The organism is Streptomyces sp. NPDC006552, from assembly GCF_040611655.1.
Classification (GTDB): Bacteria; Actinomycetota; Actinomycetes; order Streptomycetales; family Streptomycetaceae; genus Streptomyces.
Genome location: NZ_JBEXOS010000010.1, coordinates 109,827 through 123,274 on the forward strand (window position 1 = coordinate 109,827; position 13,448 = coordinate 123,274).

At 72.1% G+C, this 13,448-nt stretch carries 14 protein-coding genes; 4 read left to right on the plus strand and 10 right to left on the minus strand.

What is annotated here, in order from left to right:
• Nucleotides 1-71: 71 nt before the first annotated feature.
• On the plus strand, nucleotides 72-518 hold the full coding sequence (locus tag ABZY33_RS09145; protein ID WP_356490862.1) for a spore-associated protein A: 447 nt from the start codon (nucleotides 72-74) through the stop codon (nucleotides 516-518).
• 15 nt (nucleotides 519-533) lie between these two features.
• Here ABZY33_RS09145 and ABZY33_RS09150 read toward each other — a convergent pair whose 3' ends face one another.
• The gene (locus ABZY33_RS09150; RefSeq protein WP_356490863.1) at nucleotides 534-1,487 is read right to left on the minus strand and encodes a L,D-transpeptidase; all 954 of its coding nucleotides are present in this window, start codon (nucleotides 1,485-1,487) and stop codon (nucleotides 534-536) included.
• A 280-nt stretch (nucleotides 1,488-1,767) separates the two neighbouring features.
• Between ABZY33_RS09150 and ABZY33_RS09155 the strand changes: the two genes are divergently transcribed.
• Complete coding sequence (locus ABZY33_RS09155) at nucleotides 1,768-2,319, plus strand: glycoside hydrolase family 25 protein (RefSeq protein ID WP_356490864.1); 552 nt, start codon at nucleotides 1,768-1,770, stop codon at nucleotides 2,317-2,319.
• Nucleotides 2,320-2,344: 25 nt separating this feature from the next.
• On the opposite strand, the gene ABZY33_RS09160 is transcribed toward ABZY33_RS09155, so the two are convergent.
• Both ABZY33_RS09160 and ABZY33_RS09165 read right to left on the minus strand, forming a co-directional pair.
• The gene (locus ABZY33_RS09160; protein WP_356490865.1) at nucleotides 2,345-3,004 is read right to left on the minus strand and encodes an NAD(P)-binding domain-containing protein; all 660 of its coding nucleotides are present in this window, start codon (nucleotides 3,002-3,004) and stop codon (nucleotides 2,345-2,347) included.
• Nucleotides 3,005-3,113: 109 nt separating this feature from the next.
• Complete coding sequence (locus ABZY33_RS09165; protein ID WP_356490866.1) at nucleotides 3,114-3,839, minus strand: FCD domain-containing protein; 726 nt, start codon at nucleotides 3,837-3,839, stop codon at nucleotides 3,114-3,116.
• A 186-nt stretch (nucleotides 3,840-4,025) separates the two neighbouring features.
• Between ABZY33_RS09165 and leuA the strand changes: the two genes are divergently transcribed.
• Nucleotides 4,026-5,762 carry a 2-isopropylmalate synthase gene (gene leuA, locus ABZY33_RS09170; RefSeq protein WP_356490867.1) on the plus strand — a complete coding sequence of 579 codons (1,737 nt, stop codon included), beginning with the start codon at nucleotides 4,026-4,028 and terminating at the stop codon, nucleotides 5,760-5,762.
• Nucleotides 5,763-5,824: 62 nt separating this feature from the next.
• Here leuA and ABZY33_RS09175 read toward each other — a convergent pair whose 3' ends face one another.
• Entirely contained in the window at nucleotides 5,825-6,040 is a 216-nt protein-coding gene (locus ABZY33_RS09175; RefSeq protein ID WP_356490868.1) for an EF-hand domain-containing protein, read from the minus strand.
• Nucleotides 6,041-6,204: 164 nt separating this feature from the next.
• Here ABZY33_RS09175 and ABZY33_RS09180 point away from each other — a divergent pair, with 164 nt between their 5' ends.
• Nucleotides 6,205-6,828 carry a GNAT family N-acetyltransferase gene (locus ABZY33_RS09180; RefSeq protein WP_356490899.1) on the plus strand — a complete coding sequence of 208 codons (624 nt, stop codon included), beginning with the start codon at nucleotides 6,205-6,207 and terminating at the stop codon, nucleotides 6,826-6,828.
• 4 nt (nucleotides 6,829-6,832) lie between these two features.
• On the opposite strand, the gene ABZY33_RS09185 is transcribed toward ABZY33_RS09180, so the two are convergent.
• The 6 genes from ABZY33_RS09185 to ABZY33_RS09210 all read right to left on the minus strand — a co-directional run bounded on the left by ABZY33_RS09185 (nucleotide 6,833) and on the right by ABZY33_RS09210 (nucleotide 13,307).
• Nucleotides 6,833-8,005 carry a YncE family protein gene (locus ABZY33_RS09185; protein WP_356490900.1) on the minus strand — a complete coding sequence of 391 codons (1,173 nt, stop codon included), beginning with the start codon at nucleotides 8,003-8,005 and terminating at the stop codon, nucleotides 6,833-6,835.
• A 50-nt stretch (nucleotides 8,006-8,055) separates the two neighbouring features.
• On the minus strand, nucleotides 8,056-8,832 hold the full coding sequence (locus ABZY33_RS09190; protein ID WP_356490869.1) for a polysaccharide deacetylase family protein: 777 nt from the start codon (nucleotides 8,830-8,832) through the stop codon (nucleotides 8,056-8,058).
• Between the two features lie 312 nt (nucleotides 8,833-9,144).
• Entirely contained in the window at nucleotides 9,145-9,651 is a 507-nt protein-coding gene (locus ABZY33_RS09195) for an ATP-binding protein (protein ID WP_356490870.1), read from the minus strand.
• A 283-nt stretch (nucleotides 9,652-9,934) separates the two neighbouring features.
• Nucleotides 9,935-10,702 (minus strand): enoyl-CoA hydratase-related protein, encoded by a 768-nt coding sequence (locus tag ABZY33_RS09200; protein ID WP_356490871.1) that lies wholly within the window; start codon nucleotides 10,700-10,702, stop codon nucleotides 9,935-9,937.
• 44 nt (nucleotides 10,703-10,746) lie between these two features.
• The gene (locus ABZY33_RS09205) at nucleotides 10,747-11,934 is read right to left on the minus strand and encodes an Ig-like domain-containing protein (protein WP_356490872.1); all 1,188 of its coding nucleotides are present in this window, start codon (nucleotides 11,932-11,934) and stop codon (nucleotides 10,747-10,749) included.
• Between the two features lie 164 nt (nucleotides 11,935-12,098).
• Nucleotides 12,099-13,307 carry an Ig-like domain-containing protein gene (locus tag ABZY33_RS09210; protein WP_356490873.1) on the minus strand — a complete coding sequence of 403 codons (1,209 nt, stop codon included), beginning with the start codon at nucleotides 13,305-13,307 and terminating at the stop codon, nucleotides 12,099-12,101.
• Between the last annotated feature and the right edge of the window lie 141 nt (nucleotides 13,308-13,448).

Consider the following 13,448-nt stretch of genomic DNA (forward strand, 5'->3'; position numbering starts at 1 on the left):
TCTTATCGGGTGTCAGGAAAACGGGGTGAGCGGCAGAGGCCGCGCACCCGACACGACGGGGGAACACACTGATGTCCGGTCTCACTCGCACCAAGCACCTGCTGACCGCCACCGCCCTGGCCGGGGCAGGCGTCGCCGCGCTGACCGCCCTGGCCCCTGCGGCCTCCGCGGCCACGCCCACCGCTTCGGCCGCTCCGGCCGCCTACAACGGGGCCTGTGGCGCGGGGTACAAGGTCGTCAACCAGGCGCCGGTCACCGGCAAGGGGACGGCGTACCTCACCTACAGCGCGGCGACCGGCAAGAACTGCCTGGTCATGATCCGCACCACCGTTGGCGACCCCGTGCCGATGGAGCTCTATCTCGGCCTGGCGGGCAGCGAGATCCACGACAACTACGACATCGGTGACTACCGGTCCTACGCCGGCCCGCTCTACGTCGACGCCCGCGGCGCCTGCGTCGACTGGTGGGGCCGCCTGGACGGCACCTGGTTCAGCAAGAACGGAACCAACTGCGGCTGACGGCCCCGCGGCGCGTTACAGCGTCGCCGTCGTCGCCTCCCCCGAGGCGCTGCCCTGGAGCCACTGGTCCCAGCTCAGGTTGAAGGCCGCGTAGCCGTTGTCCGCCGGGGCCTTGGCGCGCGGGGAGCCGGTGATGGTGACCGGGTCGCCCTGCTTGACCTGCTGGTAGAACCACTTGGCGTCGGACATCGACAGGTGCACGCAGCCGTGTGAGCCGCGGGCGCTGCCGCTGCCCGGGTTCGGGTCGCCGGTCGAGTAGTGGACGTAGGTGCCGGACTGGGTGAGGTGCACGTCCCAGGGCAGCGTCAGGTCGTAGTAGTTGGCGTCGCCCTTGTTGCAGCTGATGCCGACGCTGCAGGAGGTCATGTGGACCTTCTCCTGCTTGTCGATGACGGCCATCGTGCCGTTCCAGGTCGGGTACTCGGCGCTGCCCGCGTTGATCGACAGGGTGCGGACCGCCGCGCCGTTCTTGGTGACCTTCAGGGTGTGGCCGGAGACGGAGACATCCGCCCGGACGTCGTCGCCGACCTTGAAGGTGTGAGTGTAGGTGCGCACGCCGTACCGGCCGTTGCCGTTGGCGACGCCCTTCATGTCGGCCTCGACCTTGACCGTCGTGCCCGAGGGCCAGTACTCCTTGGGCCGCCAGTCGGCGCGCTTGTCGCCGAACCAGTGCCAGGCGCCGGCCACCGGTTTCGAGGCGCTGACCTTCATGTGCTTCTCCACGCCGGCCCGCGCCTTGGCCGCCACCGGGTTGGTGAAGACCACCGAGACCGGCATCGCCACGCCCACCGTGGCGTCGGTCTGCGGGGTGATCGTCTCCAGCAGCATCGGCGGGCCCTTGGGCTTGGCCGGCGAGGGCGAGGCGCTCGCGCTCGGCCTGCCCGGTGCCTTCCCGTCGTTCCCGCTCGCCTCGTTGTCGCTGTCGCCCCCGCCGCAGGCGCTCACGCCTGCGAGCGCCGCGACCGTCATGAGCGCGATCCCTATACCGCTGCCCTTACGCCGTCCCACGAACTGCCCCGCTCTCTCCGTCGCCGTCGCGCGCCCCTGGTGGGACCCTGTCCCCCGGTCTGTGCGCCCCTTGTTAGACCGCGTGACGGCCGCCGTCAGTTGCATGAACCCGTGTAAAGCGTGTTCCAAGACTGAGCGCGGGCAAACGACCGCTGTCCGAGACAGGTGACCCAGCGACGGTGGCCGCCCGGGAACGATGGGTATGTCGACTTCGTCGCCCGCCGACCGAGGAGGCCCCGCCATGATCCGCGGCATAGATGTCAGCTCGTACCAGAGCTCTTTCGACACGGACGGCCTGTCGTTCGTCTTCATCAAGGCGACGGAGGGCCGCAGTTACGTCAATCCGCGGCTCTCCGCGCAGACCAAGAAGGCCCGCGACGGCGGCTGTGTCGTCGGCTTCTACCACTTCCTGTGGCCGGGCAACCTCACGGCGCAGGCCGAGTACTTCGTGAGCAAGGCGCCGGAGAAGGCGGGCGACCTGCTGGCCGTCGACTGGGAGACGACCGGCAGCGGCACCCACGCCAGCAACGCGGAGAAGGACAAGTTCATCCGCGAGGTGAAGCGGCTGCGCCCGCACAACCGGGTGCTGCTCTACTGCAACCGGAACTTCTGGCTGAACATCGACACCACGTCGTACGCGGGCGACGGCCTGTGGATCGCCGACTACGTGAGCGCGGGCAAGCCCCGCATCCAGGCGGACTGGCGCATCCACCAGTACACGAGCGATCCCCTCGACAAGAACGTGGCCGATTTCGCGAGCGAGGCCGCGCTGCGCGACTGGGCCACGCCTTGACGGGGGCCGCCCGGGGCGCGGCCGGTCAGGCGCGCCACTCCGCGGTGCGCTCCGGGGACGCCGCGTCCAGGGCCTTGCGGACGGCGATGGCGTCCGCGGCGAGACCGTAGACCGGGGTGCCGGGCTGCTGGCGCCACGACTCGTCCTGGCCGCCCGCGTCGACCGTGTCGAAGCCGATCTCGTCGAGGAGCGCGGTGACGGTCTGCTTGGCCTCGGTGTCGTCGCCGGAGAGGGGCAGGGCGACGCGGGCCGGGTCGCCGGAGGGGCGCGGCTTGTCCAGGATGTCCTGTGCGTACGTGCCGTTGAACGCCTTGACGACCTGGTGGCCGAGCTGCCGCTCCGTCCAGCGGCTCTCGGTCAGCCCCTCCTCGATCTCGGCGATCTTCCCGTCGCGCTGCTGCGGGTAGTAGTTGCCGGTGTCGATGACGACGGCGCCGGGGGCGGCCGCGTCCAGGAACCCCTTGGGCAACTGCGGGACCGCCTTGAGCGGGACCGTGACGACGACGACCTCCGCGTCGCGCACCGCGTCCTCGATGGTGGCGGGCGTCGCGCCGGTCTCCTCGGCGAGTGCGGTGAGGGTGTGCGGGCCGCGCGAGTTGGCCACGTGGACGTCGTGCCCGACGGCGGCGAAGCGCCGGGTGAGGTTGCCGCCGATGTTGCCCGCGCCGATGATGCCGATCTTCATGTCAGGCCCTTCGAGAGAGATTCATCGAGATCCATGCATGTGCATGGAGTGCGAACCCCGGTGCCCCCGGGCCTATTCCGGTGTGCCGCCAAGTGGGTGACACGGGGCCTCAACCGGTGGCCGCGCCCGGCCGACGGGCCGCCAACTTCTCCTGGATCGCCGCCAGTTCCGCGTGCGCCACCCGGCCGGCCCGCTCCGCGTCGCCCGCCGCGACCGCCTCCACCAGCTCCGCGTGCGCCGCGTCCCCGTGGTCGTGCTCGGCCCGCCGGACGTCGACGAGCGCGAGGAGGTCGATCAGCCCCTGCCGCAGGGCCGGGGCGAACTGCGTGAACAGGTCGGTGAGGACCGGGTTGTGCGCCGCCGCGACGACCGCCGCGTGCAGGGCGACATCGGCGTCGACGAAGGCGTCCCCGGGGCCGCCCGCGGCGGCCCGCCGTCCGTCGAGCGCGGCCCGCATCGCCGCGACATCCTCGTCCGTGCGCCGCTGGGCCGCGAGCCGCGCGGCCTGGACCTCCACCAGCGTGCGCACCTCGTAGACGTCGCCGACGGCCGCCCGGCGCAGCCGCGCCGGCCAGTCCTCGACCGGGCGCAGGGCCGTGACGAAGACGCCCGCGCCCTGGCGCGCGCGCACCATGCCGGCACCGGCGAGCGCGCGCAGCGCCTCGCGGACCGTGGAGCGGCCGACGCCGAGCTCCTTGGCGAGGGTCGTCTCGCCCGGCAGCCGGGCACCGACGGGCCAGGCGCCCTCGGCGATCCGGGCCCGCAGCCGGTCGGCGGCCTGTTCGACCAGGGGGCTGGGGCGGACTGGGCCGAGGGGCGGGGGCGTCGCTGTCATCGTCGTGGACCCAACTTGTCTGAGGAGTACTTGTCTGAGGAGCTGAGGTGTGGCTACTCTACCGAGCATGTTCCGCGGTCTTCTCCTTCTCGGCTGCCGCGGCGGGGCCTGACGCGACCGGCGCCCCGCCGCGGGGCGCCGTGCTGCCGGTCGCACCCTCCGACCGAGCCGAGAGAGGCCCCGCCCATGAACGACCGTCCCGAGCCCGCCCGCACCGCTTTCCGCTGGAATCCGCAGCGGCCCGGCCCCATGCCGTTCCACCGCTACCTCCCCTACCAGGACCGCGTCGAGGTGCCCCGGCTGGAGCGGAGCTGGCCCGACCGGCGGTTCACCGAGGCGCCGCTGTGGGTCCCGGTCGACCTGCGCGACGGCAACCAGGCGCTGGCCGAGCCGATGGACACCCCGCGCAAGCGCCGCCTCTTCGACCTGCTGGTGACGATGGGGTTCAAGGAGATCGAGGTCGGCTACCCCTCGGCGAGCCGCGCCGACTTCGACTTCGTCCGGCACCTGGTGGACCGGGTGCGCGGCGGCGCCGTGCCCGACGACGTGACGCCCGTCGTCTTCACCCCGGCCAAGAAGGAGCTGATCGAGCGGACCTTCGCCTCGATCGAGGGACTGCCGCGTGCGGTCGTGCACCTGTACATCCCGACCTCGCCGGTCTGGCGCGACGTCGTGCTCGGCCGGTCCCGCGCCGAGGTGTGGCAGACGGTGCGGGAGGCCGCCGAGCACATGGCACGCCTCGCCGACGGCCGGCCGGACGCGCACATCCGCTTCCAGTTCGCACCGGAGACCTTCAACCTGACCGAGCCGGACTTCGTCCTGGACCTCTGCAACCGGCTGACCGCGCTGTGGGACGCGAGCCCGGACCGCCCGGTCACCCACAACCTGCCCGCGACGGTGGAGATCGCCACCCCGAACATCTACGCGGACCAGATCGAGTACGTCCACCGGAACCTGGACCGGCGGGAGGCGGTCATCCTCTCCGTCCACCCGCACAACGACCGCGGCACCGGCGTCGCCTGCGCCGAACTCGCCGTCCTGGCCGGCGCCCAGCGCGTGGAGGGCTGCCTGTTCGGCAACGGCGAGCGCACCGGCAACGTCGACCTGGTGACCCTCGCCCTGAACCTGTACGCGCAGGGCGTCGACCCGATGATCGACTTCTCGGACCTCGACGCGGTGCGCGCGACCGTCGAGCACTGCAACCGCATCCCCGTGCACCCGCGCCACCCCTACGGCGGCGACCTCGTCCACACGGCCTTCTCCGGCACCCACCAGGACGCCATCAGCAAGGGCCTGGCCCACCGCGCCGCGCACCCGGACGAGCCCTGGCAGGTGCCGTACCTGCCGATCGACCCGGCCGACGTCGGACGGACGTACGAAGCGGTGATCCGCGTCAACTCCCAGTCCGGCAAGGGCGGCATGGCGTACCTGCTCAAGGAGCACCACGGCATCGACCTGCCGCAAGGGATGCGGCCCGGGTACGCGCGCGTGGTGCAGGAGGCCACGGACGACAGCGGCCGGGAGGCGAGCCCGGACGAGCTGTACGCGCTCTTCCGCACGGCCTACCTGGACGCCGAGGGGCCCGTCGCGCTCGGCGACTGGACGACCCGGCAGGACGGCGCGGTGCACCGCTTCACCGGCACGGCCGGGATCGACGGCACCGTCCGGGAGCTGGACGGCAAGGGGAACGGGCCGCTGGCCGCCTTCACCGACGCGCTGCGCGCGGCCGGGCTCGACGTGAGCATCGAGTCCTTCACCCAGCACGGGCTGACGGCGGGCCCGGACAGCGAGGCGGTCGCCTATGTGCACTGCCGGGTCGGCGCGGCGCACGCGTGGGGCGCGGCCCGGTCGACGTCGGTGCTGACCGCCTCCGTGCGGGCGGTGCTCTCCGCGGTGAACCGGGCGGGGCGCGCCACGCGTTGAGCGGACACACGTCCGCCGGGCCGGGAGCGCGCGGCTCCCGGCCCGGCGGACGGAGTCTGTGCTCAGCCCTTGTTGAGGTTGGCCCAGAACTCGTCGAAGGAGAGGAGCTTGTCCCCGTTGGCGTCCTGGCGGGCGATGAGCACCTCGGCCACCGCCTCGGTGACGTTGAAGTCGCCCATCTGCGCCATGGCGCTCTTGTACTCGGCCGCCGTGACGAACCCGTCGCCGTCCGCGTCGAACCGCTCGAACGCCTTGCGTGCTTCCTCGATGTCCGCCACCGGGACCACCCCTCGTTTACGTACTGCTGTGTTGACGGGCCCAGATTATCCGGCGGGCCGGGCCCGCGGTGCGGCGCGTACCGTCGTGCGGGGCCGGGGCCGGGGAGTCCGGGCCCGCGAAGGGGTGCGGACCCCAGCGAGGAGCCAGGGTGGATCTGCGGGACATGCTCGACGCGGCGGCCAAGGGTGTCTTCCCGCCGCCGGACGGGACGACGACGGTGGTGGCGCAGACGGACGCGCGGGACGCGGGGGTGCTCGCGTTCACGGCGCACACCGTGGTCTTCACGGACGAGCCGGAGAGCTGGGTGCGCGAGGCGCTGGCGGCGACGGGGTGCGATCCGCTGGCCGCGTCGATGAACCCGCGGTTCCTCACCGCGTTCATGGACCGCACGGGCCGCCTCCACGACACGATCGACCTGCTGACGGTGGCGCCAGCGCTCAGTGGTCCGCCGCCGCTCGCCCTGGGCGAGGTCAGGGACCGGGAGCACCCCCGGGTGGTGCGGGCGCTCGCCCGCCGGGACGAGGTGCGGATGTGGGAGGCGCCGGGCGGGGTCCTGGTGCTGGGGCGCGGGGTCGGCGGCCGCTGGGAGGCCGCGATCGAGGTGGCCGAGGAGGTGCGCCACCGGGGCACCGGGCGGCAACTGGCGCTCGCCGCCCGCCATCTGGTGCCGTCGGAGCATGTCTGGTCGCAGCAGTCGCCGGGCAACGCGCGCAGTGTCCGGGTGTTCCAGGCGGCGGGGTACCGCCCGGTGGGCTCGGAGGCGCTGCTGCTGCCCGGCGACGGGTGAGTACCTAGCGGAAGATGCCGGTGTGGCCGAGCGAGTAGCGGCCCGGCTGGGGGTAGACCGCGAGGCCGTGCGGGCCGCGGCCGACCGGGATGCGGGCCACCTGGGCGCCCGTGCGGGTGTCGATGGCGTACACCTCGGAGTCGTAGCGGCCCGAGAGCCACAGCGTGTTGCCGTCCACCGAGACGCCGCCCATGTCGGGGCTGCCGCCCCCGGGCAGCTTCCACTTCTTCGTCACCTGGTTGCGCGCGAAGTCGAAGACGGAGATGGAGCCCTCGCCGCGGTTGGAGACGTACATCTCCTTGGAGTCGCGGCTGACGTAGAGGCCGTGGGTGCCCTTGCCGGTCGGCAGCAGGGTGGGCTTGGAGAAGGTGTCGCCGTCCAGGACCCACATCCCGTCGGCCATCATGTCGGCGACGTAGAACTTCTTGCCGTCGGGCGAGATCTTCACGTCCTGCGGCATCGCGCCCTGGAAGGGCAGCTTCTGCTGGGCGACGACCTTCATGCGGGCCGTGTCGACCTTGAGGAGTTCGCCGCTGAACTCGCAGCTCACGATGAAGTAACGGCCGTCGGGCGAGAAGTCGGCGTGGTTGACGCCGTAGCAGCTGACGGGCTCGGTGTGCTTCACCTTCATGGTGTGCGGGTCGCGGAAGACCAGCTGGCGGTCGAGCGAGGCCATCACGACGGCGTACTTGCCGTCGGGGGTGAAGTACAGGTTGTAGGGGTCGTGCACGTCGACCGGGCGGCCCGCCTTGCCGGTCTTCGGGTCGATGGGGGTCAGCGTGTGCCCGCGGTTGTTGTTGACCCACAGCGTCTTCAGGTCCCAGGACGGCACGACGTGCTGGGGCTGGTGCCCGACCGGGATGGTCTGGATGACCTTGTACGTCTTCGGGTCGATGACGGTGACCGTGTCGGACTCGGTGTTGGGCACGTAGACCCGGGACGGGAAGTCCTTCACCACCGGCGAGAGCTTGCCGGCCCGGTCCGCCGCGTACACGTCCTTGGGGTCCAGGACGGGCGGCATGCCGGGAAGACCGGGCGGGGCCTGCCGCTTCGTCGCCGCCGGCTGGGCCGGCTCGGGCGCCTTGACGGCTCCGCGGGCGCCGTGCTCCGCGGGGTCGTGGCCGCCGCAGCCGGCCAGCGCGGCGAGGGCCGCGGTGACGGCGACGGCGAGCAGCACGCCGCGGCGCCGGGCCGGGCGGGCCTTCGGGGAGGGGGTCGGGGTGAGGTTCACGTGAGCAGCTCCGTGCAGGTCACCGCGGTCAGTCCGCGGTGGTCGAGGTGGTCCAGGAGGGGTGGCAGGGCGGCGATGGTGTCCCGGTAGCCGAAGTGCATGCTGACGACCGAGCCGGGCCGGACGGCCGCGGAGACGGTGGCGACGACGGCGTCGGGGCCGGGCGAGGTGTGGTCCAGCGAGTCGACGTCGTAGGACAGGACGTGCGGGTAGCCGGCGCGCTGGGCGAGGCGGACGACGAGCGGGGTCGCCCGCTGGGTGCGCGAGGGCCGGAACCAGGTGCCGATGGAGCCGGTGAGGCGGCGCAGGCGGTCGGCGCAGCCGGTGATCTCGGCGTACGCCTCGGCCTCGGGCAGGGCGTTGACGGTGCGGTGGTGCAGGGTGTGGTTGCCCAGGTCGTGGCCGCCGTCGAGGATGCGCCGGGCGACGGCGGGGTGCTCGTCGAGCCAGGTGCCGACGGCGAGCACGGTGACGTGGGCGCCGGCCCGTTCGGCTTCCTTCAGGACGGCGTGCGCGACGGCGGGATCGCCCTGGCCGTGGAAGGTGAGGGCGACCCGGCCGCCGGTGCGCGGGCCGTGGTCGATCTCGGCGGGCAGGCCGGGCAGGCGCCGCGGGCCGGGGGCGGCGGGGGCGGGCGACGGGGAGGCGGAGTGGGCGGCGGGCGCCGGCGCGGGCGCCCGGTGCTCGGCGGCGCAGCCGGTGGTGAGGGCGGCGGTGAGCCCGGCGCCGAGGCGCAGCGCCGAGCGGCGTCGGATCGGTTCTGCCGTGGTCATCCCGCCCATTGAACGGGAACAGCGGACAAAAACCTCATACCGACCCGGCAGCCTTAATGAATACTGGATGCGGGGTGTATTTATTCTTCATTTGCGAGGCCCGTGGCCCACGTCACCATCGATTCATTTGGTGCCTGCCGGGCCGGTCTGCCATGATCGGTGCCACGACCCCCATTGACCCGGGCCAGGTCGTCGTCAGACGCCGCGGACTACACCCCCCCCTGTTCGCGGCGCACCCATGAAAGCCCCCGCGGCGCCGTACGACGGCGAGAACGGGGGCTTTCGTGCGAGCGGGCCCGGGACGCGGCCGGTTCAGCGGTCGGCGACCCGCATCTCGAACCAGGTCGTCTTGCCGCGCGGCAGCAGGTCGGCGCCCCACCGGTCGGAGAGTTTGTCGACGAGGAAGAGCCCGCGGCCGGAGACGTCGGAGACCTGCACGGGCATCAGGCACGGCAGGCCGCGCGAGGGGTCGCGCACCTCCACCCGGACCCAGCCGCGGCGGCGCAGCATGCGCAGGCCGAAGACGCGGGCGCCGGTGTGCCGCACCGCGTTGCCCACCAGCTCGGAGACGAGCAGGACCGCGTCCTCGGTCATCTTCGGGGAGAGGGCCCACTGACGCAGGATGACGACCTGGGCGAGCCGGCGGGCGGTCGCGGCCGATTCCGGGCGCGACGGCAGACAGACCTCCGCCTCGGTCGGATTTCCGAACAACTCCAGCGCGCGCAGCGCGTATTCGTCCTCGACCGCGGGAGACCAGCGCGCCGCTGTCGCACTCCTGCCGTGCCGTCGCGGATGTTCGACACCCTCAAGCCCCGCCATGTCCCCATGATGGCCGCAGAGTCGGGGGCGTGGGGCCGTTCCGGCCGAATAAGCCCCCCGGAACGCCTCATTCCGGGGGGTCGGTTCGGCATGTGCCACAGGCACTCAAGGAGCCCAAATACCCGCGCTGACCTGCGATGACTTAACGTATGCGACCGATAGGCGAGCATCACGGACAAGGTGCGCTTAAGGCTCTCTTAAGGTCCGGATAAAGCGCTCCAACGAGGGACGGGGACAACTCGACGCGGTCGCGCGGGAGTTGACCCACCGGACGGACAGGGCGTCAGGCGAACTTCGCCTTGCCCGGACCGTCCTCCACGAAACTGCGCATTCCACTCTCGCGGTCCTCGGTGGCGAACAGACCTGCGAACCAGGTGCGTTCGATGGCGAGCCCGGTCTCCAGGTCCGTCTCCAGGCCGGCGTCGATGGACTCCTTGGCCGCGCGCAGCGCGATCGCCGGACCCTGCGCGAGCTTCGCGGCCCAGGCGTGCGCCGCCGTGAAGACCTCGGCGGCCGGGACGACACGGTCCACGAGGCCGAGGGCGAGCGCCTCGTCCGCCTTCACCTGCCGGCCGGTGAAGATCAGGTCCTTGGCCCGGGACGGGCCGACCAGCCGGGCCAGGCGCTGGGTGCCGCCCGCGCCGGGGATCAGGCCGAGCAGGATCTCCGGCTGGCCGAGCTTGGCGTTGTCGGCGGCGATCCGGAAGTCGGCGCAGAGCGCCAGCTCGCAGCCGCCGCCCAGCGCGTAGCCGGTGACGGCGGCGACGACGGGCTTGGGGATGCGGGCGACCGCGGTGAAGGAGTCCTGGAGCGCGCGGGCCCGGCCGACCATGGCCGCGTGGTCCATGGCCTGCATCTCCTTGATGTCCGCGCCGGCCGCGAAGACCTTCTCACTGCCGCGGACGACCACGGCCCGTACGTCACTACGGGCCGCGGCCTCTTCTGCCAGTTCCTTGATGCGGTCCTGGACGGCGACGTCCAGGGCGTTCATCGGCGGGCGGTCGAGGCGGATCGTCCCCACCCCGTCGGCGATTTCCAGGTGTACGGTCATGGCCCGCAGGTTAGCGGCCGTTCACCGCGGGGTGGGGCGGCGCCCTACTTCTTCCACTGCTCCCAGTCCATGTTCCAGCCGTTGAAGCCGTTCTCGGGCGCTACCGTCTTGTCGTGGGTGTTCTTGACGATCACCACGTCGCCGACCATCGACTGGTTGAAGAACCAGGCCGCGGCGACCTTGCTGTCGTAACCGCCGCGGACGTCGCGCAGGCCGACGCAGCCGTGGCTCGCGTTGTAGTTGCCGAAGGCGTCGCCGCCCCAGTAGTTGCCGTGGATGAAGGTGCCGGAGTCGGTCAGGCGGATGGCGTGCGGGACGTCCTTGATGTCGTACTCGCCGCCGTAGCCGACCGTCTCCCCGTTCATCCGGGTCACCGCGAGCTTCTCGCTCATGACCATCTGGCCCTCCCAGGTCTCGTACCCGGGCTTGCCCGTGGTGACCGGGACCTTCTTCAGGGTCTTGCCGTCGCGCTTGACCGTCATCATGTGCGTCTTGGCGTCGACCGTGGAGACCTGGCTGCGGCCGATGGTGAACGCCACCGTGCGGACCTGCTTGCCGTAGACGCCGGGGCGGCCCTCGACGCCGTCGAGGTTCAGCTTGACCGTGACCTTCGTGCCGGACGCCCAGTACTTCTCGGGGCGGAAGTCGATGCGGTCGTTGCCGAACCAGTGCGGCTCGACCGGGACGGCGGGCTCGGTCTTCACCGTGATCGCCTTCTCGACGTCCTCGGGGTGCGTGATGCCCCGCGTGAAGCGGATCGAGAACGGCATCCCGACGCCGACCTTCGAGCCGTCCTCGGGGGTGAAGGTCCCGACGAAGGTGTTCTTCGGGGTCAGCGTGGTGAACGTGGACTCTTTGGCCGACACCCGGCCCTTCCCGTCCTCGGCCACCGCGTGCACCTTGTACGTGGTCGACGCGGCCAGGTGGTGCGCCGGGGTCCAGCTGGTGCCGCCGGTGATGTCACCCGCGACGGGATTGCCCTTGGAGTCGGTGACCTTCACCTCGGTCAGCCTGCCCTTGGCCGCGGTGACCTCGAGGGCCCCGCTGGTGGCGACGGAGTCGGCACCGTCCTTCGGCGCCACGGTCACGACGGCCTGCGAAGGCTGCTGCGCCTGCGCCCGGCCGGACTTCCCCTCGCCCTCGTCGCCCGTACCGCCCCCGCCCCCGCAGGCGGTGACGAGCAGCAGTGCCGCCCCCAGCAGAGCCGCCGATATCGGTCGTCGCCCGTTCACGATGTTCTCTCCCCTCGCACGGCCTCGGTCCAAGGCCCGCACCCCTGCGCGTCCATGCGCGCACTGCGCAAGATTAACCGCACGACCTGGGGAAACGGATCCCCGGTAATGTCACCGTTCCGTCCCAACGCCCGGGCGGCGCCGCCCATTTCGCGGGCCCGGGGTCACGGGCCCGTCGCACCCCCGGCCCGCCACCGCGCCCAGTCCATGTTCCAGCCCCCGAGCCCGTTGTCGGGAGCCACTTCCCTGTCGGCGCTGCCGGTCACCTCGACGACGTCGCCGATGAGCGTGCGGTCGAAGAACCAGCCCGCCGGGGTGAGCGGGCTACCGCCCTTCACATCGCGCAGCCCGACGCAGCCGTGGCTGACGTTCCGGGACCCGAAGACCCCGCCCGACCAGTAGTTTCCGTGCAGGAACGTGCCGGAGTCGGTGAGCCGGATCGCGTGCGGCACGTCCGGGATGTCGTACTCGCCGCCGAAGCCGACCGTGCGGCTGTTCATCCGGGTCACGTCGAGCATCTCGGAGACGACCATCTTGCCGTTGTACGTCGTCGAGCGCGGCGCCCCCGCCGTGACCGGCAGCGTGGCCAGCAGCCGGCCGTCCTTGCGGACCTGCATGGTGTGGCGCCGGGCGTCGACCAGGCTGACCTGGCTGCGGCCGACGGTGAACTCGAAGGACTTGCGCTGGAGGCCGTAGACGCCGCGGGCCGCCTCCACGTCGCGCAGATCGAGGGCGACGGTGACCTCGGTTCCTGGCCGCCAGTACTTCTCCGGGCGGAAGTCGAGGCGCGTCCTGCCGAACCAGTGCGGGGCGATGGGCACGGCGGGCCGGGAGGTGACGCGGATGCCGCGCTCGACGGCGGCGCGGTCGTCGATCTCCCGGTTGAACTCCAGCTTCACGATCATGCCGGTGCCGACCGTCGCGCGGTTCTCGGGCGTCACGTAGCCGATGAAGCGCTCGCCGGGGACGGACGTGGTGAACGTGGTGCGGCGCGCCGCCCGGTGGCCGTCGCCGTCGACGGCGACCGCGTCGACGGTGTACTTCGCGGCGGGCGTCAGCCGGTCCGCGCCCGGTCCCGTGGGCCGCCAGCGCCTGCCGTTCTCCTCAAGGCGCCCGGCCACCGCCTCCTCCCGCGCGTCCTGGACCCGGACCACCTTCACCGACTCCAGGCGGCCCTCGGCGACCTCGACCGCGAGCCGCGCACCGGCCCGCACGCCCCGGGCCGTGTCGTGCGGGGTGACGCGGATCAGCTCCCCGGGCGTGCGCGGCTTGCCGAAGCTCGCGCCCGTGTCGCATCCGGCGAGCCCGCCGGCCAGCCCCGCCCAGGTCAGTACGGCGGCCAGGGCCGCCCCTGCGCGCCGCGCGCGCCTCACAGCTGTTCTCACCTCACGCCAACGACGCTCCCCCTGCCCGGGAAACGTGAGTGCGAGCCGAGCGGTGGGCAGAACAGTGGGGAGGGGACGCGGGGGCAGCGCGGCCGGGACGCCCGAGGCCCCCGTCGCCCATCCGTCGTG